Here is a 22203-nt window from a genome sequence, read left to right as displayed (position 1 = left end):
ATACCGATGCCATACGGTAGACAGACACAATCATGAAAATTATCGTTGCTATCGCTTTTATCCTGATACTCGGCAGCCTTGGCTCCGCACTGTTTTTCCTGATGAAGGATAAAGGTAAAAGCGATCGTACAGTCAAGGCCCTCGCAATGCGCGTCGGCTTCTCGATCACGCTATTTCTTTTGGTGCTACTTGCGTATCGCCTCGGTTATATCCAGCCGACCGGCATACGCTAATATCCGAGGGTTCAAGGATCTTTGCATCTCATACAACATCTGACTTGCTCGTAAAAAAGCCGCACCGAAGTGCGGCTTTTTTACGTCTTGCTTATTGCTGATTACAACCAATAAACGACGACGTACAAACCAAGCCAGACCACGTCGACAAAGTGCCAGTACCAGGCGGCACCTTCAAACCCAAAATGATTGTCAGCGGTAAAGTGGCCTTTCAGCACACGATACAAAATTACGCTCAGCATGATTGCGCCCAACGTCACATGAAAGCCATGAAAGCCTGTCAGCAAAAAGAAGGTTGAGCCATAGACACCGGATGTCAGCTTCAGGTTCAACTCGCTGTAAGCGTGCATGTACTCATAAACCTGGAAACCCATGAAAATCGCGCCCAGCAAAATCGTCGCTGCCAACCAGATTGCTGTTTGGGTACGATGATTGGCGCGAATCGCATGATGCGAAATCGTCAGCGTCACACCAGACAACAAAAGCAATGCTGTATTGATGGTTGGAATCCAGAATGGTCCCATGGTCGCAAATGCTTCGACCGTGCCGGCCGGGCCAACGTTGCCCCATTGCGCCGCAAAATCAGGCCACAGAATTTTGTGATCAAGATCACCCAACCACGGCATCGTGATGCTGCGCGCATAGAACAAGGCACCAAAGAATGCCGCAAAGAACATCACTTCAGAGAAAATAAACCAACTCATGCTCCAGCGGAAAGAAGCATCAATGCGCTGGTTGTACATGCCGCCTTCGGATTCGGCAATTGCTTCGCCAAACCATTTGTACAAAACAACCAGAAAACCGATCAGGCCGATTGCATTTGCATACGGGCCCCAAGCGATGTCATTCACCCAAGCCGATGCACCAGCCATCATTATGAGCAGCGAAATACCAGCCGTTACCGGCCATCTGGACGGGCCAGGCACGAAATAATAAGGCGCATTCGCGTGTTGAGCACTCATCTCCATCTCCCAATACAAAATTCAAATAGTTACGATGCAACGGCAACTTTGACCCATGTCACAAGCACCGCAATTCAATTCCATTTAAACCTATCGACTTGAACATCGTCGTATTTTTTATCCTGCAACTTCGGGGGCCAACTTGACTGTCTTTTCAGGCTTGGCAATCTCAAAAAAAGTATAGGACAAGGTAATTGTCTTTACATCCTTGGGCAAGGCCGGATCCAGATAAAAAACAACCGGCATTTGCTTGGCCTGACTTGGTTCCAGTGTTTGTTGCTGGAAGCAGAAGCATTCCACCTTCTTGAAATGCGCTGCGGCCTGCTGCGGCGCATAACTTGGGATTGCCTGTGCTTCAACACTGCGCGCTTGCGTGTTCACCACTTCGTACAGCACTTGCGTCATTTCACCCGGATGCACCTGCATACTGCTTACCGTCGGGCGAAAGCGAAATGGTCCTTGGGTGTTCGCGTCAAATTCAACTGTTATGGTTCTGCTCTTGTCGATTTGCGAGTTGTCGATCGGTTTTACCTTCATCTCTTGCGAAGTCAGGATATTGACACCGGTCAGTTCGCAGATCTGCTTGTAAATCGGAACCAGCAGATAACCAAAACCAAACATCATCACCGCAATCACGGCTAGCTTGCCGAACATCCGGGCATTCAATCTGCCCGTTGGCTCTGTCTGGTTTTCCATCTTTTCCTAACTAAACCAAATGCGTTTGGCGATCACGCTTAGCATGAAGGCTGCTGCGATCGCGGCCAGTATGAGGCCGGTACGCAGATTACGTTTTTTCTGATCAGTCATTTGAAGACGAACTCACTTGCATGTGTTCGTCGCTCCATTTACTTAACAGTCGGTGGTGTTTCAAATGTATGGAAAGGCGCCGGGCTAGGCACAGTCCATTCCAAACCTTCTGCGCCTTCCCAAGGCTTGTCCGCAGCCGGCACACCGCCTTTGATTGAAGGCAATACGACAGCGAACAGGAAATACACCTGCATCAAACCGAAACCGAAACCGCCTATCGATGCAATCACATTAAAGTCTGTAAATTGCGCAGGATAGTCAGCGTAACGACGCGGCATACCTGCCAGCCCCAGGAAGTGCATAGGGAAGAACGTTATGTTAAACAGAATCAACGAACCCCAGAAATGAATTTTTCCGCGGGTTTCGTTGTACATGAAACCTGTCCACTTTGGTCCCCAGTAATAGAAACCGGCGAACAGTGCGAACAAGGAGCCCGCCACCAGCACGTAATGGAAGTGGGCAACCACGTAATAGGTATCTTGCAATTGAATATCAATCGGTGTCACGGCCAGAATCAGACCAGTGAAACCGCCAATCGTGAACACGAAGATGAAGCCGATCGCGAACAGCATAGGTGTTTCGAAGGTCATCGAACCGCGCCACATGGTTGCGATCCAGTTGAAAATTTTCACGCCTGTCGGGACTGCAATCAGCATCGTCGCGTACATGAAGAACAACTGCGCAGTCACCGGCATACCGGTGGTAAACATGTGATGTGCCCACACCATGAATGACAGGATCGCGATCGAAGCGGTCGCATACACCATCGATGCATAGCCGAACAATTGCTTGCGAGCGAATGCAGGAATGATGTGCGAGACGATGCCGAACGCAGGCAGAATCATGATGTACACCTCTGGATGTCCGAAGAACCAGAAGATGTGTTGGTACATGACAGGATCGCCGCCGCCGGCCGCATTAAAGAAGGACGTGCCGAAGTGACGATCGGTCAATGTCATCGTGATGGCACCAGCCAAGACCGGCATCACGGCAATCAGCAAGTAAGCAGTAATCAACCAAGTCCAGCAAAACATTGGCAGCTTCATCAGTGTCATGCCAGGCGCACGCATGTTCAGGATGGTGACGATGATATTAATCGACCCCATGATCGACGACGCACCCATGATGTGCATCGCAAAAATCGCCATGTCCATGCCGGGACCCATCTGGGTAGACAAGGGCGCATACAGCGTCCAGCCAGCGGCAGTCGCGCCACCCGGAACCAAAAAAGAAGTTGCAAGAAGAATCGCGGCAGGTGGCAACAACCAGAACGAGAAGTTGTTCATCCGTGCAAACGCCATATCGGACGCGCCGATTTGCAGTGGCACCATCCAGTTGGCAAACCCGACAAAGGCCGGCATGATCGCGCCGAAGACCATGATCAAACCGTGCATCGTGGTCAACTGATTGAAGAATTCGGGCTGCATCAATTGCAGGCCTGGCTGGAACAGTTCTGCGCGAATCAACATCGCGAGGAAACCGCCAGACAGCAGCATGATGAAGGAGAACCACAGATACAGCGTGCCGATATCCTTGTGGTTGGTTGCATAAACCCAGCGGCGCCAGCCGTGTGGTGCGCCGTGATGATCGTCGTGCGAATGATCGTGGGCGGCGTCGTGTGAATGATCGACTGCGGTTGTGCTCATATCAATCTCCTGATTCAATTACTTACGCGCAGCCAGCACTTCAGCCGGTTGGACAATATTTTCCGCCGCTTTGTTGGACCAGTGGTTGCGGGTGTAAGTGATCACAGCTGCAATTTCGGTATCCGACAATACGGACTTCCATGCTGGCATGGCATTCTTACCTTCCAGCAGGATATGGATATTCGCATCTTTAGGACCGGTGACAATCGCCGAGCCATCCAGTGCAGGAAAGCTACCCGGGACACCCTTGCCGTTTGCCTGATGGCAAGCGATACAATTTGAGGTATAGACTTTTTCGCCACGCTGCACGAGTTCATCGATAGTCCAGGTCTTGGCAGGATCGTCTGCATTCGCAGCCATTTCCTTTTTCTTGCCATCGACCCACGCTTTGTAATCTTCCTCGCTGACCACATTCACGACGATAGGCATGAAGGCGTGATCTTTGCCGCACAACTCTGCGCATTGACCGCGGTAAGTACCGATTTTTTCTGCCTTGAACCAGGTGTCACGGACAAAACCCGGAATTGCATCCTGCTTGACGCCGAACGCAGGAATCATCCATGCGTGGATCACATCATTGGCCGTCAGGACGATACGAATTTTTTTGTTCACCGGAACGACGACAGGGTTGTCGACTTCGATCAAATAATTTTGACCTTTGGCAACAGACGAATCAACAATCTGTTCACGCGGTGTGGCGAGGTTAGACAGGAAATTGATGCCCTCCCCTTCGCCATTCAAATAGTTATAGCCCCATTTCCATTGCATACCGGTGGCTTTAATGGTGATGTCGGCATTCGACGTATCCTTCATTGCCACCACCGTTTTGGTGGCAGGCAGCGCCATACCGATAACGATCAGGAACGGGACAACGGTCCATGCGATCTCAACTAGAGTGCTTTCGTGGAATTTAGCGGACTTGTGGCCGAGTGACTTGCGATGTTTGAGTATCGAATAAAACATCACGCCAAAGACGGCGAAAAAAATCACCAGGCAGATAATCAGCATCAATGTATGCAGCGAATAAATCTGTTCGGCGATTTGCGTCACAGGTTGCTGAAAATTGAGCTGACGCACTGCAGGTCCGCCTGGACTATCGGTCACCGCCCAAGACGGCAAAGCTGCCGTCAGGAGCGACGCACCGAGCATCAAAGATTGAAGGCGCTTCGCAAGTTCCATGATTTCCTCAAATGCCCAAATTAAGAATTCTGTTGACCACCGGGCAAAATTTCCAGACCCAGCCTCTGGTGCAATTCAAATTCGAATGCCCCCCTTGAACCATCAAGAATCACCCACATCTGACCGGTGTGTTTGCGATTCCGACCACACTAACTTACTTACTGCATCTTGCTTTCAGTGCAGTTACGGCACTTGCCTCAGTCGAAGCACATGCTTATTTAGGGCCTGCATGGGTGACCGAAGTCACTCCAGCGCAAAACCGTCGAAGTATAAGTCTTAAATGACAGTGTTATCAAGCGCACAGGAATTTAGCCGCCTTTATTCGGATTAAATGCTGAAAGTACGCAACACTTCACCCCACCTGATCAAAATTTGCTGTAGCACTTGCTGCATTAAATCAACGCTATGTCAGCAAGGATACTTGTTTTTCAGTAATTTTTTTCTTACTTTTTTGGCAAATCAAAGCGGACGATAGACTCACCGTTTGAAGTGGTGCGCGGTGCAGGCCTGAATGCGTGTCCATAAATAATTTCAAAGGTCAACGGAATCTTGCCATCCGCTCGCCGATTTTTCTCCAGTTCGTCCACCACCCGCTGCCACGCTTGCTTGCCCAGCAAGGTTCTGCGCCTTGTATCTAATGGATTGCCGCCAAAAGCACGTACGTCGACCATCAGCTTATCGACCGAACTGTAGGTAACGGTTAAAGTCTCCATATCCATAACCGGCGTGGAAAATCCGGCATTGACCAGCATGTCGCCAAAATCATGCATATCGACAAAGGGCAAGGCATGCGATGAACTATCCGCCACCGCAAACGCAGCACGCAACTCCTTGAAGGTATCAGGGCCAAAGCAGGAAAACATCAACAGGCCATCTTGCCGCAACACCCGACGCCATTCGGCAAAGACCCGATCCGGCTGCGGATGCCAATGCAGGGCCAGATTTGACCACACCAGATCGACGGCGTTGATGCCGAAAGGAAGCTGTGAAAAATTACCGCATAACAAATTCGCGCTTGATTCCCGGCTCAGAGCGGCCGGCAACCACTGCTGAAGCAGCCGATTCATGGAAGACAAGGCTGCTGTTTGTGCAAACTGCGCCTGTGCCAACATTGCCGGCGAAGCATCCAAACCGAGCATTGTCGCTTTCGGAAAGCGCTTTTGCAGAGTCGTCAGATCCGCCCCCTCGCCGCAACCTGCATCAAGCACGCGTTCTGGCGCAAGCCGAACAAGCGCCAGACGCTCATGCATACGCGTTGCTACTTCGCGACGCAAAAAAGTCGACTCGACCACGCGTGCAGGATCATTGAACAAGGTGCGCACCCGGTTTAAATCAATCGGCGCGCTCAGGCTGGAATCAGGAAGGGAAGACACGAATAGGGCAATAGATTCAATGAGATAATGCAGCAAGTTTACACGGTTGAAGGCTGGATTGCGCGATGCATTATCGTTTTCTCGACTGGACTCGACATTTCATCCGCCAGTTACCGGCGGCGCTGCCATCGTCATGTGCATTGTGCGGCGTCAGCGGTGCGGACTCGCTTTGCCACAATTGCAATACGCGATTTTTTGGCCAACATCCGCATCGCTGCGCACAATGCGCGGCGCCACTGGCATACATTAGCGACAACTTGGAGCGCTGCGGCAACTGCTTGAGCAACCCGCCCGCTTTTGACGCCACAATCGTCGCCAGCGATTACACCGCGCCCGTAGATCAATTGGTACTCGCACTCAAATTCGGCAATCGCCTGGCTTTGGCGCCGCTGTTTGCGCGCAAGCTGCGAGACGCGATATTGCGCGAGCCAGCTTTCGCCATGCCCGCTTTGCTGGCTGCCGTGCCCTTGAGCGAAAAGAGATTAGCCGAACGCGGCTTTAATCAGGCGCTGGAAATCGCCAAGCCCCTCGCTCGTGCGATTGCCATCCCGCTCGCCCCTCAGTTAATTGAACGTACCCGCGACACCTTGATGCAAGCAATGTTGCCGACCGCTGAACGGCATCGCAATATCCGCCATGCATTTGCATTGCCGGCCAACGCCATAAAGTTCGTTCGTGGACAGCACATAGGCCTGGTCGATGATGTATTGACCACCGGTGAGACTCTCAATGAAATTGCCGCCACCTTGAAGCGTCATGGGGCTGTGCGCATCACCAATCTGGTTTTTGCGCGCACGCCGTATAAGTAAATAGCTGCACATCGGATTAAAATGCGCCATCCGATCCATCCACGATCTAATTATTCAAAGACGAGCGGCATTTATTATTGAGCCAGGGAGAATTGTTTTGTTTCATGTAGTACTGGTAGAGCCCGAAATACCGCCGAACACCGGCAATATCATTCGCCTGTGTGCAAACACTGGCGCCCAATTACATTTGATCGAACCACTTGGCTTTCCATTGGATGACGCAAAGATGCGCCGTGCGGGGCTCGACTACCATGACTACGCGCAAATGAAAGTACATCGCGACTGGCCGACCTTTCTTGCATCGTTTCCAGCCGAGCAGCCTTTGAATCCGGCACGCATGTTTGCGCTGACCACGCATGGCTCCACACCCTTTGCCGGCATAGCATTTCAGCCCGGCGATATTTTTGTATTCGGCTCCGAAACCAAAGGGCTGGATCCGGCATTGCGCGAATCTTTCCCTGTGCAGCAAAGAATACGCCTGCCAATGCGGCCGGACAACCGCAGCCTGAATTTGTCTAATACTGTGGCCGTTGTGGTCTATGAAGCGTGGCGACAAAACGGTTTTTTCGGAGGAAGTTAATGCCACCCCGTTTTACGCTACGATGCTCACCTCACCCTCACCGTTTATCGCAAAGGATAGTATGAAATTAAGCTCACTCTCACTCATTTCCGTCGGCCTGTTGATCAGTGGTGCCGCGCTTGCACATGAGTATCGCGCAGGCGACATCCATATCGATCATCCGTATGCGCGCACAACCGTGCCTGGCCAAACCAGCGGCGGCGCCTACCTGACGCTGGAAAACAAGGGTAAGCAAGCGGATGCATTGATTTCCGCACAATCGCCGGCAGCGCAATCCGTGGAAATTCACACCATGTCCATGACAGCCGATCATGTGATGCGCATGCGCGAGGTAAGCAGCATTGAACTCAAGCCGCAAGAAAAAATCGTCATGCAACCGAGCGATGGTTATCACATCATGTTGCTTGGATTGAAAAAGCCGCTCAAGGCAGGTGATAAATTACCGCTGACACTGACGTTCAAAAAAGCAGGAAAAGTGGAAACGTCGATTTTCGTTGAAGAAAATAATGTCAAGAATACTGATTTAAAACAGGAAGAGCATCACCATCATTGAGTAACCATGCACGTCGAGCCATGTTTATTATTGAAAAACCAGCAAGCGGCGAGCGGAATAAGTAAAGGGGACGTTATTAAAACGTCCCCTTTTTCATTTTCCACTTCAAATCATTTCGCTGCGTAATGGCGGTACACAGTAGATTTTCCATCGGCCTGAAACAACAAGACATCGTAGGTATCAGCCGGTTCACCTGGCACTTCCATACCCGGCGATCCCATTGGCATGCCGGGGACCGCCAGCCCTGTTGCTTTCGGCTTTTCTGCCAGCAAACGCTTGATGTCAGCCGCCGGGACATGCCCTTCCAGCACGTAACCGCCTATCGTTCCGGTGTGGCAGCTGCCCAATGATGCGGGCACGCCCAACTTCGTACGATATGCGGCGGTATTAGGCACATTCTGAGTACGTACCTTGAAGCCGTTGGCGCGCAAATGATCTACCCACTGCTCGCAGCAACCGCAGGTTGCGCTCTTGTATACTTCAATCAACGGTTGTTCAGTTTTGGCAAAACCAATCGTCGGCATCGCGCCAAACAAAGCTGCGACACCGAGAAAAATTCTTCTTTGCATACTCTTCTCCTTAACACTCTGCCTACTCGCAAAAATGCGAGTCACGTGCACTGTAGATTATTTCGGACAAACAAAAAGCCGCAAAAATTCTGCGGCTTTTCAAGATTGCAAAAATTGACGCTCAGGCTGCCTGTACTGCTGCCATGCGCGTGACAATTTCTTTGCGATAGCGATTCAATTCCTGCACCGAACCGAAAGTACGCTCGAACAGCAACGACATATTGTGCAAGATGCGATCAACCACTTTCTTTTCCCACTCACCGTCAAACTTGATCTGGCCATCTAACCAACGCTCCAGCCACTCAGGATCCGGTAAACGTGACTGCACTGTATCGTTCGGAAACAATGATTGATTCACGTGCAGATTAGTTGGATGCAAAGGTTTTTCAGTGCGACGTGCCGAAGCCATCAACACACCAATTTTCGCGAATGCAGCGCGGGCGCTATCACCGACTTCATTCAACGCTTTTTTCATGTAACGCAGATAAGCGCCGCCGTGACGTGCCTCATCCTGGCTGATGATTTTATAAATCTGTTTGATGACAGGTTCGGTGTGCCAGTCAGACGCGCAGCGATACCAGTGATTCAGGCGAATCTCGCCGCAGAAGTGCATCATCAGCGTTTCCAGCGCAGGCGCCGGATCGAATTCGAAACGCACGTTGTGCAACTCTTCTTCCGTCGGCACAAATTCTGGCTTGAAGCGACGCAGGTATTCCATCAACACCAGCGAATGCTTTTGCTCTTCAAAAAACCAGACTGACATGAATGCAGAAAAATCACTGTCGCCGCGATTGTCACGCAAAAACATTTCGGTAGCTGGCAAGGCTGACCATTCCGTAATCGCATTCATGCGTATGGTTTGTGCCTGCTCATCCGTGAGCTTGGAGCCGTCGAACTGATCCCACGGAATATCTTTTTCCATGTTCCAGCGAACTTGCTCTAACGATTTAAACAATTCTGGGTACAACATATGCGCCTTAAAAATTGAGTTAAGTCCTTGATTCTACCAAGAAATTCGTAATTTACCCAGCAACAGCCCTGCAATTTGCTTGTTCAAAGCTTTATTTTCAGCATGAAATTTCATTTTCCTTGCTCGGGAAAAAGCCCACCAGGCCGCTTTCAAGGGCCCAATTCTGGGCAATCAATACTCTTACAAACATAAATCATTCCGCAATCAATTCAATCCCGAAAGAGCTGTTTAATAAAACCATGTCAGACAAAGAACTCCGCAGCAGGCGCCATGACAAATTTCCCATCTTGATGCAAGATGCAAGCATCCAAATCCGATAATCTCCCTCATCATGACGAAAATCATATCCACCATCCTGCGCTGCGCGCTATTGCCTGGCCTGTTCATCGGCGCAAATGCATATGCGCAAACAGCTGCAAAGGCAGCATGTCCAGCAACACTGAATCACACAGTTCAGCGCCTGCAAGATGAGGCGCCGCAAAATCTTTGCCAGTACGCAGGCAAAGTCGTTCTGGCAGTCAACACAGCTAGTTACTGCGGCTACACGGTGCAATACGAAGGATTGGAAAAGCTGTACGCCAAATACAAAGACCAAGGCTTGGTGGTCCTCGGCTTCGCATCAAATGATTTCGGCCAGCAGGAACCCGGCGCGAATAAGGAAATCGCGGAGTTTTGCAACAACACCTATGGCGTGAAATTCCCCATGTTTGCCAAAACATCGGTAGTCGGTGCGAACAGCAATGCGTTTTATCAATCCTTGATGAAGGCCGGAGCGCAGCCGCCAAAATGGAATTTTCACAAAATTCTGCTGGATCGCAAAGGCAATGTCCTGGCCAGCTACCCATCGAAAGTGACGCCTGGAGATAAAAAATTGATCGCGGATATTGAACAGGCCATAGCGCAAAAATAGGGGCTGTCGATACACCTGCCCTCAAATCCACCATTGTGCGAATTGCAGGAGAAAACAACGCATGTAGGCTCCGGCGCACAGTAAGCGCCGCACCATGCCATCAGCATGCATAATGTCGAACCTGACCAAATTCTTGAACAAATGACCCGGCACGTACTCTCGCCAGCGATTTTTTCATGAAACAAACCGAAACTGAAAGTGACTACAGGCGGTCCTCGCCTTCCTACCATGCGCATTTTGATTATTGAAGACAACGCAGATATCGTCGCAAATCTGTACGCATTTCTTGAGCCGCGCGGCTATGTGCTCGATTGCGCAGCGAATGGATATGCAGGATTCGCACTTGCGGCACAACATGAATACGATGCCGTCATTCTCGACATCAAGATTCCGGGCATCGATGGCTTGACGCTTTGCCGCAAAATGCGCGACGAACTGCAAAACGATACTCCTGTATTGATGCTGACAGCGCGCGATACGCTCGACGACAAGGTTGCCGGCTTCGACAGCGGCGCAGATGACTATCTGGTAAAGCCTTTCTCGCTGCTGGAAGTCGAAGTACGTCTGAAAGCACTGATACGTCGTGCTCGCGGCAAAAACCAAGGCACCAATTTCCTGAGCGTTGGTGATTTGATATTCGACACTTCGACTTATCAGGTCAAACGCGGCGGCATGCCGATCACGCTGACCAAAACCGGCTTCAAGATACTGGCCTGCCTGATGAAAGAAGCGCCGAAAGTCGTGTCGCGCGAAACGCTGGAGCTCGAAGTCTGGGGCGATCATCCGCCGGACAGCGATGCACTGCGTACGCACATTCATGCATTGCGGCAGGCACTGGATAAAGCACATCCTTTCGCAATGTTACGCACGGTTCAGGGCATAGGCTACCGCTTGGTAGGTTCGGATGAAACGACGTAGTTCATTGCGACGACGCATTGTCGTTGCCTATCTTTTCTTTGCGCTTGCGATTTGTACTTTCTTTGGTGCGGTGGTAGCCGTCGCCATTGAGGGGACAGAAGATTTACTGGTAGATGAACATTTACGCAGCATCGCTGCGTGGGCGTCACCGCGTCATGCGATAGGTATGCCGGTGGAAATGCCGTCTGATGTCAGTTTTTATCATGGGGATAATATTCCCGAGCCACTGCGCGGCATGGCCCTCGGCGTCGCCAAGGAAAGTTTTGAAGGTAAAGTCGTTCATCTTCTGGTGGGAGAAGACGACGCCGGTACCTATGTCGTCGTTGATCGCGCCAGCGAATACAAAAATATCGAACACGTCATTTACGCGATGATCATGGCCGGCTTCCTGGGATTCGTCGCACTGTCGCTGTTTCTCGGCAGCTTTATCGCACGCGGCTTTGTCGATCCCATCATCGAACTCGCCGCAGCGGTAAAGGACAATAACCATCCAACAGAGCTGCCGCTCCTCAAAAGCAAGGATGAGCTTGGCATATTGGCGCGCGCGTTTGCCGCCCATACTACCGAGCTCAAACAATTTCTGGCTCGCGAACGCTTCTTCACTGGTGACGTCAGCCATGAACTGCGCACCCCGCTCACTATCATCACAGGCGCGGCAGAATTATTGGTCGAACAAACGAAGGCACAACCGGCGCTGTACGCTCCCGCCGATCGCATCCTGCGAGCGGCCAAAGAAGCCAACGACTGCGTCGAAATACTGCTGCTATTGGCACGCGCGCCAGACCAGATCAATCGGCCCGAAACCTCAATTGCAGATGTGATACACGCGGAGCTTGCACGTTGCCAGCATTTCATCGCAAACAAACCGGTCACGCTGACTTTCGAGGAAGGCGTTGATTTTGTAGTGGAGGCACGCAAGGAGTTGCTGACAGCGGCCATCGGCAACTTGATCCGCAACGCCTGCCAATATACCGAGCGCGGCTCCGTCACTGTCAAGATGACAGACCACGCCGTGATCGTCGAAGACACCGGCCCCGGACTGCCGGAATCCATACAGGCACGCCTGCAAAATAAGCCTTCTGCCAAACCCCTGGTTGGCTCTGCCGGCACAGGCTTGGGCCTGGCACTCGTCGTACGCATCTGTGAATATCTCGACGCAACACTACATGTCGAAAATAATCCAAAAAATGGCAGTAATTTCCGAATTGTTTTTAAAACAATTTTAACGGAAATCTAACGTTATTCTCACACCTAATTAAGTTCCTCAGAGCTAATCTGCGCCTGTGCAGTGAAGTGAATTACCTAGGCAATTCAACTTCTCCAACCGGTTTCAAGTATTTTTTATCTTGAACCGCAGGCATTCCGTTTAAAGCGAAATGTCGCGCACGCGAACACGTAGTGGCCATAAAAGATTTTTCGGGTTTTCCTGATGATCGACAACTACATGGTCGTACGTCGACCGCCACTTTTACTTAATACACCTTGAGGAAGACATGGAATTTATTGGAACCGCGGCATTCTGGGCCGCACTCGGCAACATCATCTTGATCAATATCGTGCTGTCTGGCGACAACGCTGTCGTGATCGCGTTGGCCGCCAAGTCGCTGCCACCGAAACAAAAGAAAATGGCAGTGATCTGGGGTAGTGCTGCAGCGATTATCCTGCGTATCGTTTTGACTATCTTTGCACTGCAATTGCTGACTCTGCCGTACCTGAAACTGATCGGTGCGGTTCTGTTGTTTTATATCGGCGTGCAATTGCTGGCCGAAGGTGACGGCGAAGAAAATATTGAGGGCCATTCCAACCTGTGGGGCGCCATCAAAACCATTCTGATTGCCGATCTGGTCATGAGTCTCGATAACGTGCTCGGCGTTGCTGCCGCTGCCAACGGCAATGTCACTTTGTTGGTAATCGGCCTGGCAATCAGCGTACCGTTGATCGTGTTTGGTAGCGCATTGGTTTTGAAATTGATGGAAAAATTCCCTATCATCATCACCTTGGGCGCTGCATTGTTGGGTTATCTGGCTGGCGAAATGTTGTTCTCCGATCCAATTGTCACCCCATGGATCGAAACAAATATCCCACACCACGAACTCTCATTGGCGGGTCTCCACCTGAGCATCCCAGGCCTGGCATTGGCAATTGGCGTAGTCATTGTCGGCACTTATCTGGGCAAACGTCACAGTCACGCTGCTGCCGCGTAATGTGATTCGACTTGAAGCAAACGCCTGAGAGCACTTGCTTCGACACTAAAAAGGGCGAACCGGCCATGCCGGTTCGCCCTTTTTTTATGCAGTCTCATATATAAGATCGGATTACAAACTGTCCGAATACAGGTCAGAGATTGACCCGAAGCTAGTATCGTTTCTTCATATTGAAATTGTGTTCAGCTACCAGTCGTGTGGTCGCGATCAAGCTGCTCAAGCCAAATACCAATTGTGTCAGCCTGTCGCCGGGCAAAGCCCATATCTGTCCAGCCGGCATATCGACTTGTGTGGCAGCAGCAATAAGCGGTGAAACCCATTCCGCGTCAGACGTGACATCTAACAACACATCTCCTTCTGAGGTCGTGTGCAAATAAAGCTCGCCGCCCTCGCTCAAGCCAAAACAAATCCCCCAACCACTTGCCTTATTGCTATTAATTAATTGTTGAATTGCACGATTCTGCTGATCTATCCACGCTTCAACATCGTACGTGGTTTTTAATACAATCCACGGCCGCTCGACAGGCTCGTCCGGTTTTTTCTGGTCATCTTCAAACATCTTGCTTCTCATCGTTAATAATGAATTCAGGCGCACACTGTACACGTTGCGACGATATACTCGATACGGCAGCAAGATAAATAGCCACAACTACAGGCAAGACCGCTTCATCGTGATATCCTGCGCACCCTAGCTCATACATTGCTCGACTGCTGTTCATGACGACTACCGAACCAACGCCTAACCCTTTTCAATCCGCCCGCACTCTGCTCAAGGAACTTCAGGAAAAATTCACCGTATTCGGCGAATTCCTGCCATTAGCTATCGGCATCGACAAGCAATTGATCGCGCTCACCCCTGAGGTCAGCCGTAAAGCGCTGCGTACCGCACTGGGCATACACACCAACTCGCTGCGTTATCTGAAGGTGATGGAAAAGGCCACAGTACGTTTCAATCTGGACGGCACGCAAGCGGATGAAGTCACGGATGTGCATCGCGCGCATGCGACGACAACCTTGAAAGAGCGCCTCAAGAAGAATGCGGATCAACGCAAGGCGCAGCGTCAAGTAGAAGAAACCCAGCGCAAAGCGGAAGCGGCAAAAAAACAAGCCGAAGAAGCAGATCGCATGCGCGCTGAAAAACTCAGCCAGCTGGCAGAAAAATTCTCTCGCAAAAACTGATCCGACAGTGATCCGTTTTTAATCACGGCGAATAACATCCCGTTTTGTCACTGGCTCGACGCACGTCGAACCAGTGATGCGCCCCACCTCTTACCAATAAGTCCACAGCATCTTGGCCGCCAGCACATACAGCAGGCAGGCAAAAATACGCTTCAATATCGGCACCGGCAATCGGTGCGCAAGGCGTGCGCCGAACGGCGCAGTGACCACGCTACCGCAGACGATACCTACCAGTGCAATGATCGAAATGAACCCCACCGCATCAGACGGCAAGCCAGGCACGTTCCAGCCGGAGATGATGTAGCCTATCGTCCCCACTACCGCCAGCGGAATACCCATCATTGCGCCCGTCCCTATGGTTTTCTTCATAGGCACGCCGCACCACAACATGAATGGAATCGTCAGGAAGGCACCACCGGCAGAAACCAGCCCGGCGATAATACCGATCACAAGGCCAACAAAGAATAACGGCCCCGCCGTCGGCAGAGTCCGCGCGGCTTTCGGTTTTTTATTCAACAGAATTTGGGTCGCGCCAAAGAATACGATCACAGCAAAACTCAGGGCCAGATGACGCTGCGGTATCCAGGCTGATACCGATGTGGCCAGCAAACTGCCGATCACCAAACCCGGCGTCATGCGCTTGACGATGTGAAAATCGACACCGTCGAATTTAAGATGCTCGCGCACGCTGGATCCGGACGTGAATGCAATCGATGCCATGCATGTTGCCAATGCCATATGCACGATGTGATCAGGCGCAAAATGCTGCGCCGCGAACAGAGCCGCCATGACAGGCACCAGTGTCATGCCGCCGCCAATACCAAGCAAGCCCGCCAGTACGCCGACAAAAGCGCCAGCGACAACGTACGCGCCAAACCACATCATGCGCACACCTCGACAGTCAAAACCTGGTTTAACAACTTACTCACGATAGATTGCATGTGATCCGCCTTATTTTTACTGGCCTGAAAATACTCGACTGGCAGAACATAATTGATTGCCAGCGCAAGCGACACTATACGTCAGGCGCCATTAAATTTCCTGTGCTTCCTTACAGGATGCGGACCAGCAAGGCGGCGCCAAACCCGTTAGACTAGCGCATAGAAAATCCTGCCCTACTGGATGCACATGCTGACTTTTCTTTCATAAATTTTAGCGAGTAATTGAACCGGATTCTTTCACAAAATTTCAACCGGCAGACCCTCTTTGCAAGCAGCCTCACCCATCCCTTTGGTAAAAAATGAACGCCTGTTCCTGCTGACTATCGCCGGCATACAATTCACGCACATACTCGATTTCATGATCATGATGCCGCTCGGTCCGCAACTGATCCGGGTGCTGCACATCGACACGCATCAATTCGGCTTGTTATTGTCTTCCTATACGTTGACCGCTGCAGCATCCAGTTTGCTGGCCGCAACCTATATCGACCGCTTTGACAGGCGCAAGCTGATGCTGACGCTGTATGCGCTCTTTATCATCGCAACCTTGTGTTGCGGGCTTGCGCCCAACTACACGGCATTGCTCATTGCACGCGCACTGGCGGGCGCATTCGGCGGCATCCTCGGTGCGATGGTGCAAACCATGGTGGCGGATGTGATCCCGTTCGAAAGACGCGGCAAGGCAATGGGCACGGTAATGACGGCATTCTCGATGTCGACAGTAGCTGGCGTTCCACTCGGCTTGCTGCTGGCGTCGACCTTTCCCGACATCGGTTGGCGTGCACCTTTCTTTTTCATTGTCTTGCTGGCGTGTACATTCTGGTTCATTGGATACAAGTTGCTGCCAAATCTGACCGCGCATATGCACGACAATCGGGTCGGCAATGTATTTCAGCAATTGTTCGCTGTAGCAAAAGAACCCAGCCATTTGACTGCCTTCGTTTTTATTGCCTTGCTGATGATGGCGGGCTTTACCGTGATCCCCTACATCCCGCTCTATCTGACCAGTAATGTCGGCATGACGGCATCATTCATCACCCTGGTCTATCTATGTGGCGGCGCAGCCACCTTTTTTACTTCGCAATTGATAGGCAGGATGTCGGACAAACACGGCAAGCTGAAAATGTTTCGCCGCGTCGCATTGGTGTCGTTTATTCCCTTGCTAATCACGACGCATCTCGTGCCTGTTGCATGGTGGCTGGTACTGATTAATTCGACGCTATTTTTCATCCTGGTGCCAGGACGGATGGTGCCGGGGATGGCGATGGTCAGTGCAGTTCCTGCGCCGCACGTGCGCGGCACGTTCATGAGCCTCGTATCTTCGGTGCAAATGTTATCGTCAGGAGTGGCGACACTGGTGGCCGGCTTGATAATTACGCGCACCCCTGGCGGACAAATCGACCACTACGATACAGTCGGCTATATTGCCGTCGCATGTGGCGCGCTGACGATCTGGATTGCACGGCATTTGCGCATAGCTGGAAGTGCTACGAAAACTAGCGAAAAAACCTGAGGTGGCCGGCAGCCTCAGGTTTTGGCAGATTGTCGCCGTTTTTTAACAGCAGTTTTGGCTGGTGTTTCGGCAGAAGCATCCGCTTTGCTCTGGTCGGCTTTGGTGCCTGACTTTGCTGCAGATTTCTTGGTAGCGGTTGTTGAAGGCTGGGCCGAGGTGGTTTGCTTCTGTCTGGTCGACGGGTCGTCTGCCATCACACTATTCACCGCTTGATTAAATTGCGTCTGCAATGCATTCCACCACGCTGCTGTTGCGTCTGCCGCTGCATTGACATTTAAATGATTGATATCGACAGCAGGCACAGACGGTTGACCAGGCTTATCTGCAGGTGGAGCACTGGCGCTGGTATTCGGCGCACTAGATGAGGCACTGGCTGACGGTGCATGCGGCTTCATTTCTGAACCAAAGGTCGCACCCATTGCATGCAATGATGCAATCGTCGCACTCTGGACTTCCAGCGCCTGTATCGTCCCGCGCAACATACTCATGTTAACGTTCAGCCACGACTCGACTGCCTTCAGGTCCGCAATTTGCTTGTTGATTTCTTCCAGCGACAACATGGGCATGGGCATGCCGGGAATCCCCGTCGCCCCCTGCATGCCGCCCCACATGTTTTTAACGAACTCCAGCGTGTCGGCCATCACGTCGAAACCTGGAAGATGAGGCATATTGGGTTGGGTCATGCTGCACCTCCGGAAAAAGGCAAGATGAAAAACCTGGGTCGTATATGCCAGCTTAGCAGAGAAAGGCCTTGCCTTAGTGTGGAGTTCTTCGCATGCGACAACTAGTCGGCAAGGCCGTATTGGCTGCAGGCAAATAAAGCTCCGTTTTGAATCCGTAACCGCTACCCTCATTATCGAAGCGCAGGCCGTCAGTCGCCTTTTTACGCATGACGGAGACATACAAGGGTTGAATCAATTGATGATCGGCGGCACGCATCGTCGCATCATGAAACGCATTGTGATAACTGGCGCCTTCCAGCGCTTTGGCTACTGCATGGGCATCGGTAGTGCCGGCTTTTTCAATCGCTGCGGCCAGCATCTCTATCATTACATGCATGCGCAACAGCACGTAATCATCCCTGGCTTGCGGATAGCGCTGAAGGAAGCCTTGATAGAACCGGTCACTGGGTGACTCTTTCACGCCCGCGCCCGCATTGGGATGCCATTCGGCGACTGCACGTACGCGATCCACCCCGGCGTCACCTATCGCTGCAGGCGCACCCAGGCTATTGCCATAAAAGGTATAGAACTTGACGTTCAAGCCAAACTCTTTGGCAGCCTTGACGAGTAAGGTCAGGTCATTTCCCCAATTGCCTGTGATGACGGTATCGGCGCCACTCGCCTTGATCTTGGCAATGTAGGGAGCGAAATCCTTGACCTTTCCTATCGGGTGCAATTCGTCACCGACGATCGCAATATCGTGGCGTTTGGCGGCCAATTGAGTGCGCGCCGTTTGTGCCACCAAGCGACCGAAGCTGTAGTCCTGTCCAATCAGATAAATACGTTTGGCTCGCTTGTCGCCTTTGATTACCTCGGTCAGTGCATGCATGCGCATATCGGCATGCGCATCGAAACGAAAATGCCAGTAACTGCATTTTTCATTCGTCAAAGCAGGATCGACTGCGGAATAATTTAGAAACAGGACGCGATTATCCGGTGTGCGCTGATTATGTTTGTCGACTGCTTCTACCAAGGCGCTGGCAATCGCAGAACTGTTACCTTGCGCCATGAAGGCGATGCGCTTATCGGTCAGTCGCTTGAATTCCATCAACGATTCTTCGACCGCTTGCTTGTTGTCAAATATTTCCAGCGCCAGTGGATGTCTGCCATCCGGCAAGCTAACGCCGCCGCGTGCGTTGACGGTTGCAATAGCGAATTGCAGATTGCGCGCGACCGCCTCGCCAGCGTTCGCGAATGCGCCGGACATGCCTTCTATCATCCCGATACGGATAGCGTCCCCTGCATGAGCGAGATTGCAGGAGAACCATATCAAGGCGGCAACGAAAATCTTTTTACTTTGCATAGTCAGGGAAATTTTATAAAGACGGCATTTTACGCGGCGCACCAGCCCCACGCTTGTGCACCGAATTGCTGAGCTTGCGTTTACACTGCTGACATGACGATGGATCCTCCCTCAAACTCAACTCAAGACAAACGCGCGCCTGCTCGCCATTTGTCAGTCTTGATCGCAGCAGTTATTTTGCATTTGATCGCAATCAACTGGTTCAGCGGGGCGATCGTTTTTCCAAGTACTGCAACACCAGAAAATACCACCGTGATTGCGGCGACACTGGAAGCACAACCACCAAAGCCGGTGATCAAGGCCGCCACTAAACCCATCAAACCCAAAGTGTCAACACGCGCGGCCAAACCGCGTGCCGCTAAATCACCTGTGTTGCAAGCGTCGAGTAGCAAGCCCGCATTGGCGACCGAGCTAGCTGCAACGCAAGCCGAAATCTCACTCGCGGATGAACTCGCAGCGCAAGAATATGAGGCATATGAGGCGCCCATGGATACAGCCTCGGATGCGAAAGCGACTAGCTACAACATTGATTTGCCGCCTTCCGCCGATCTGAAATACGACATACAGAAAATCCCGCAAGATGGTGCGCCCATGCATGGCAACGGCACCATCAACTGGCATACCGACGGCAGCAAGTACACGGTGGACGGCGACTTTGGCGTGCTATTCATTACCGCGCTGCGCTTTCAGAGCAGCGGCACCATCGAGGACGGTGGCATTGTTCCCGAACGCTACAGTGAAAAGCGCTTTCGCAAGGCAGAGACCAATACGCACTTTCACCGCGAGCGCAATACAATCAGCTTCTCGTCTTCCACCCTGTCTTACCCGCTCACCGGCGGCGAGCAAGATAGAGCCAGCATCGTCTGGCAACTGGCAGGCATAGGGCGTGGCGATAGCGAAAAATTCATCGCCGGCACCAGCATCGATCTCTTTGTGGCTGGAACCCGCAATGCAGAAACCTGGCAAATCCTGATCCTGGGCCTGGAAGACATCACGATAGATGGTGTCACTACACGCGCCTGGCATGTGGCCCGCGCACCGCGCGCCGGCTCTCATGAACAAAAGCTGGATATCTGGCTGGCCCCCGCACAGAACTGGTATCCGGTACGCTTGCGCTATACCGAAACCAATGGCGATTACCTCGACATGACGCTGACCAACCTGAACGTTTCCGCAGTACATTAGTCAGATCTTTTCAACCACTTGATATTTGGTGATTCAATGACCCGTTTTCTTTCTCGATCCCTGCTTTCCCGCTCTCTGTTGCAGCGTACTTTAATTGCGGGGCTGTTTGCGTGCGTCGCCAGTACCTCGTCTGTTGCTGCCTTTGCCCAAAAAGCCGCCAAGGCAGCACTCAATCCGCCGCCATCAGCCGATCTGGACTACACCATCAATGCCAATCAAAAGGGATTGCCATTGACTGGCTCTGCCATGCTGCATTGGAGCAACAGCAAGGATAGATACGCGATCAGCACTGAAACACGCGCCATGTTGCTGGGCAAAATCCTCGAAGCAAAAAGCGAAGGTGCGATCGATGCCTCCGGTTTGGCGCCTGCGACCTCAACCGAGAAACGCTATCGCAAGGACCCGACCACTACGACCTTCAATCGTGAAACCCGCAACATTACCTTCAGCGCATCCGATGCCAGCTACCCGATCAAGGGAGGCGAGCAAGACCGCAACAGCGTCGTGTGGCAGTTGGCAACCATCGCACGCAGCCTGCCCGCCAAATTCAAGCAAGGCGCCAACATTCCAGTGGTCGTTGCTGGACAAAAAGATGCAGATCCATGGACCTTCAAAGTCGGCAAGACTGAAACCATCAAAACGCCATTGGGCAATTTGAAAGCAGTCAAAGTCGACAAGGTCATCAAGGATGGAGGCAAGGAACAAAAAATTGAAATCTGGTTCGCATCCGGCAAAGAATGGTATCCGGTACGTATACGTTTTACCGAACCATCCGGCGACTTCATCGAACAAACCATTTCCAAGATCACGCCGCAATCCTGATAATCAAAAGATAGCCGTGCGCTTACACGCCGTACTTACACACATATAATTCGGCTATCGAATGTGATCAGCAAGGGAAACATGAATTCAATGGATAGCGCACTGGTACTTTTCAGCGGCGGTCAGGACTCGAGCACTTGTTTGGCATGGGCGCTTGAGCTCTATGCGAGAGTGGAAACCATAGGATTCGACTACGGCCAGCGTCATGCAATCGAGTTGACCGTGCGTCCAACCGTGTTGCAAAAGCTGCGCGGCCTTTCACCAGAATGGAATAGCCGGCTAGGCGAAGATCACATGATTGATCTGTCGCTGATTGCCAAAATATCCGACACTGCCCTCACGAGCAATGTCGAGATAGCGATGCTGGGAAATGGCTTGCCCAACACCTTCGTTCCGGGTCGCAACCTGCTCTTCATGACGGTTGCGGCAACTGTCGCTTACCGGCGCGGTTTGAACGTATTAGTGGGCGGCATGTGCGAAACAGATTTCTCCGGCTACCCGGATTGCCGCGATGACACCATGAAAGCCCTGCAGGTCGCGCTCAACCTCGGAATGGCAACCAATCTGGAAGTGGAAACGCCGCTGATGTGGATAGACAAAGCGCAGACGTGGAAAATGGCGCAGGATTTAGGTGGTACCGCGCTGGTCAACCTGATCCGCTCTGAAACGCATACCTGTTATCTCGGCGAACGCGGCAAATTACATGAATGGGGATACGGTTGCGGCAGTTGCCCTGCATGTGCATTGCGCGCGCGCGGGTATGCCGAGTTTGCACAGAGTGGGTACGTTAACACCTAGGCTGAATGCGCACGCGTCATTAAAGCC

25 protein-coding genes and 1 pseudogene are annotated in these 22203 nt (G+C 51.8%); 14 read left to right on the top strand and 12 right to left on the bottom strand.

What is annotated here, in order from left to right:
• Positions 1 to 32 precede the first annotated feature (32 nt).
• Positions 33 to 233, top strand: a complete 201-nt coding sequence (locus ACFQO0_RS08980) for a twin transmembrane helix small protein (RefSeq protein WP_382233804.1) — start codon at positions 33 to 35, stop codon at positions 231 to 233.
• Positions 234 to 334: 101 nt separating this feature from the next.
• Here the strand turns inward: ACFQO0_RS08980 and ACFQO0_RS08975 are convergent, their stop codons facing one another.
• From ACFQO0_RS08975 to ACFQO0_RS08950, 6 genes are all read right to left on the bottom strand, one after another.
• Complete coding sequence (locus tag ACFQO0_RS08975; RefSeq protein ID WP_382233802.1) at positions 335 to 1195, bottom strand: cytochrome c oxidase subunit 3; 861 nt, start codon at positions 1193 to 1195, stop codon at positions 335 to 337.
• Between the two features lie 117 nt (positions 1196 to 1312).
• Positions 1313 to 1891 (bottom strand): cytochrome c oxidase assembly protein, encoded by a 579-nt coding sequence (locus ACFQO0_RS08970; RefSeq protein WP_382233800.1) that lies wholly within the window; start codon positions 1889 to 1891, stop codon positions 1313 to 1315.
• A gap of 6 nt (positions 1892 to 1897) precedes the next feature.
• Positions 1898 to 2002, bottom strand: coding sequence for a cytochrome oxidase small assembly protein (locus tag ACFQO0_RS08965; protein ID WP_382233797.1), 105 nt, complete (start codon positions 2000 to 2002; stop codon positions 1898 to 1900).
• Positions 2003 to 2040: 38 nt separating this feature from the next.
• Positions 2041 to 3648, bottom strand: a complete 1608-nt coding sequence (ctaD, locus tag ACFQO0_RS08960; protein ID WP_382233795.1) for a cytochrome c oxidase subunit I — start codon at positions 3646 to 3648, stop codon at positions 2041 to 2043.
• 18 nt (positions 3649 to 3666) lie between these two features.
• Positions 3667 to 4827: a cytochrome c oxidase subunit II gene (gene coxB, locus ACFQO0_RS08955; RefSeq protein WP_382233793.1), complete on the bottom strand. Its 1161-nt coding sequence runs from the start codon at positions 4825 to 4827 to the stop codon at positions 3667 to 3669.
• Positions 4828 to 5270: 443 nt separating this feature from the next.
• Positions 5271 to 6200 (bottom strand): methyltransferase domain-containing protein, encoded by a 930-nt coding sequence (locus ACFQO0_RS08950; RefSeq protein ID WP_382233791.1) that lies wholly within the window; start codon positions 6198 to 6200, stop codon positions 5271 to 5273.
• 65 nt (positions 6201 to 6265) lie between these two features.
• On the opposite strand from ACFQO0_RS08950, the pseudogene ACFQO0_RS08945 reads away from it, so the two are divergent.
• The 4 genes and pseudogenes from ACFQO0_RS08945 to ACFQO0_RS08930 all read left to right on the top strand — a co-directional run.
• Positions 6266 to 6421 (top strand): annotated as a pseudogene (locus ACFQO0_RS08945) (ComF family protein); the annotation flags it as partial.
• Positions 6422 to 6478: 57 nt separating this feature from the next.
• Complete coding sequence (locus tag ACFQO0_RS08940) at positions 6479 to 7009, top strand: ComF family protein (RefSeq protein ID WP_382234085.1); 531 nt, start codon at positions 6479 to 6481, stop codon at positions 7007 to 7009.
• A 97-nt stretch (positions 7010 to 7106) separates the two neighbouring features.
• Complete coding sequence (gene trmL / locus ACFQO0_RS08935; protein ID WP_382233789.1) at positions 7107 to 7589, top strand: tRNA (uridine(34)/cytosine(34)/5-carboxymethylaminomethyluridine(34)-2'-O)-methyltransferase TrmL; 483 nt, start codon at positions 7107 to 7109, stop codon at positions 7587 to 7589.
• A 61-nt stretch (positions 7590 to 7650) separates the two neighbouring features.
• Positions 7651 to 8142: a copper chaperone PCu(A)C gene (locus ACFQO0_RS08930; protein ID WP_382233787.1), complete on the top strand. Its 492-nt coding sequence runs from the start codon at positions 7651 to 7653 to the stop codon at positions 8140 to 8142.
• Positions 8143 to 8252: 110 nt separating this feature from the next.
• Here ACFQO0_RS08930 and ACFQO0_RS08925 read toward each other — a convergent pair whose 3' ends face one another.
• Entirely contained in the window at positions 8253 to 8711 is a 459-nt protein-coding gene (locus ACFQO0_RS08925; RefSeq protein WP_382233786.1) for a DUF411 domain-containing protein, read from the bottom strand.
• Between the two features lie 121 nt (positions 8712 to 8832).
• On the bottom strand, positions 8833 to 9681 hold the full coding sequence (locus ACFQO0_RS08920; protein WP_382233784.1) for a ferritin family protein: 849 nt from the start codon (positions 9679 to 9681) through the stop codon (positions 8833 to 8835).
• A 331-nt stretch (positions 9682 to 10012) separates the two neighbouring features.
• Here ACFQO0_RS08920 and ACFQO0_RS08915 point away from each other — a divergent pair, with 331 nt between their 5' ends.
• From ACFQO0_RS08915 to ACFQO0_RS08900, 4 genes are all read left to right on the top strand, one after another.
• Complete coding sequence (locus tag ACFQO0_RS08915; protein WP_382233782.1) at positions 10013 to 10591, top strand: glutathione peroxidase; 579 nt, start codon at positions 10013 to 10015, stop codon at positions 10589 to 10591.
• A 228-nt stretch (positions 10592 to 10819) separates the two neighbouring features.
• Positions 10820 to 11509, top strand: a complete 690-nt coding sequence (locus tag ACFQO0_RS08910; RefSeq protein ID WP_382233780.1) for a response regulator transcription factor — start codon at positions 10820 to 10822, stop codon at positions 11507 to 11509.
• Positions 11496 to 12746 (top strand): sensor histidine kinase, encoded by a 1251-nt coding sequence (locus tag ACFQO0_RS08905; protein WP_382233778.1) that lies wholly within the window; start codon positions 11496 to 11498, stop codon positions 12744 to 12746. The genes ACFQO0_RS08910 and ACFQO0_RS08905 overlap by 14 nt, the downstream gene beginning before the upstream one ends.
• Before the next feature lie 256 nt (positions 12747 to 13002).
• Positions 13003 to 13713: a TerC family protein gene (locus ACFQO0_RS08900; RefSeq protein WP_382233776.1), complete on the top strand. Its 711-nt coding sequence runs from the start codon at positions 13003 to 13005 to the stop codon at positions 13711 to 13713.
• Positions 13714 to 13864: 151 nt separating this feature from the next.
• Here ACFQO0_RS08900 and ACFQO0_RS08895 read toward each other — a convergent pair whose 3' ends face one another.
• A complete protein-coding gene (locus ACFQO0_RS08895) occupies positions 13865 to 14272 on the bottom strand; it encodes a hypothetical protein (protein WP_382233774.1) in 408 nt (135 codons plus the stop codon).
• Positions 14273 to 14430: 158 nt separating this feature from the next.
• Here ACFQO0_RS08895 and ACFQO0_RS08890 point away from each other — a divergent pair, with 158 nt between their 5' ends.
• Entirely contained in the window at positions 14431 to 14892 is a 462-nt protein-coding gene (locus ACFQO0_RS08890) for a ProQ/FINO family protein (protein WP_382233772.1), read from the top strand.
• Positions 14893 to 14982: 90 nt separating this feature from the next.
• Here the strand turns inward: ACFQO0_RS08890 and ACFQO0_RS08885 are convergent, their stop codons facing one another.
• Positions 14983 to 15777: a sulfite exporter TauE/SafE family protein gene (locus ACFQO0_RS08885; protein WP_382233770.1), complete on the bottom strand. Its 795-nt coding sequence runs from the start codon at positions 15775 to 15777 to the stop codon at positions 14983 to 14985.
• A 321-nt stretch (positions 15778 to 16098) separates the two neighbouring features.
• Between ACFQO0_RS08885 and ACFQO0_RS08880 the strand changes: the two genes are divergently transcribed.
• Positions 16099 to 17346, top strand: a complete 1248-nt coding sequence (locus tag ACFQO0_RS08880) for an MFS transporter (RefSeq protein WP_382233768.1) — start codon at positions 16099 to 16101, stop codon at positions 17344 to 17346.
• Between the two features lie 14 nt (positions 17347 to 17360).
• On the opposite strand, the gene ACFQO0_RS08875 is transcribed toward ACFQO0_RS08880, so the two are convergent.
• Both ACFQO0_RS08875 and ACFQO0_RS08870 read right to left on the bottom strand, forming a co-directional pair.
• Positions 17361 to 18029, bottom strand: coding sequence for a PhaM family polyhydroxyalkanoate granule multifunctional regulatory protein (locus ACFQO0_RS08875; RefSeq protein ID WP_382233766.1), 669 nt, complete (start codon positions 18027 to 18029; stop codon positions 17361 to 17363).
• Between the two features lie 73 nt (positions 18030 to 18102).
• Complete coding sequence (locus ACFQO0_RS08870) at positions 18103 to 19371, bottom strand: branched-chain amino acid ABC transporter substrate-binding protein (protein WP_382233764.1); 1269 nt, start codon at positions 19369 to 19371, stop codon at positions 18103 to 18105.
• Between the two features lie 99 nt (positions 19372 to 19470).
• On the opposite strand from ACFQO0_RS08870, the gene ACFQO0_RS08865 reads away from it, so the two are divergent.
• The 3 genes from ACFQO0_RS08865 (at position 19471) to queC (ending at position 22176) form a co-directional block, all read left to right on the top strand.
• Entirely contained in the window at positions 19471 to 20556 is a 1086-nt protein-coding gene (locus tag ACFQO0_RS08865) for a DUF3108 domain-containing protein (RefSeq protein ID WP_382233763.1), read from the top strand.
• A 36-nt stretch (positions 20557 to 20592) separates the two neighbouring features.
• On the top strand, positions 20593 to 21378 hold the full coding sequence (locus tag ACFQO0_RS08860; protein ID WP_382233761.1) for a DUF3108 domain-containing protein: 786 nt from the start codon (positions 20593 to 20595) through the stop codon (positions 21376 to 21378).
• Positions 21379 to 21459: 81 nt separating this feature from the next.
• The gene (queC, locus tag ACFQO0_RS08855) at positions 21460 to 22176 is read left to right on the top strand and encodes a 7-cyano-7-deazaguanine synthase QueC (protein WP_382233759.1); all 717 of its coding nucleotides are present in this window, start codon (positions 21460 to 21462) and stop codon (positions 22174 to 22176) included.
• The last annotated feature ends 27 nt before the right edge of the window (positions 22177 to 22203 follow it).

Source organism: Herminiimonas aquatilis (genome assembly GCF_042665175.1).
In the GTDB taxonomy this organism is placed as follows: domain Bacteria; phylum Pseudomonadota; class Gammaproteobacteria; order Burkholderiales; family Burkholderiaceae_D; genus Oxalicibacterium; species Oxalicibacterium aquatilis.
This window is presented reverse-complemented; position numbering and strand designations above follow the sequence as displayed.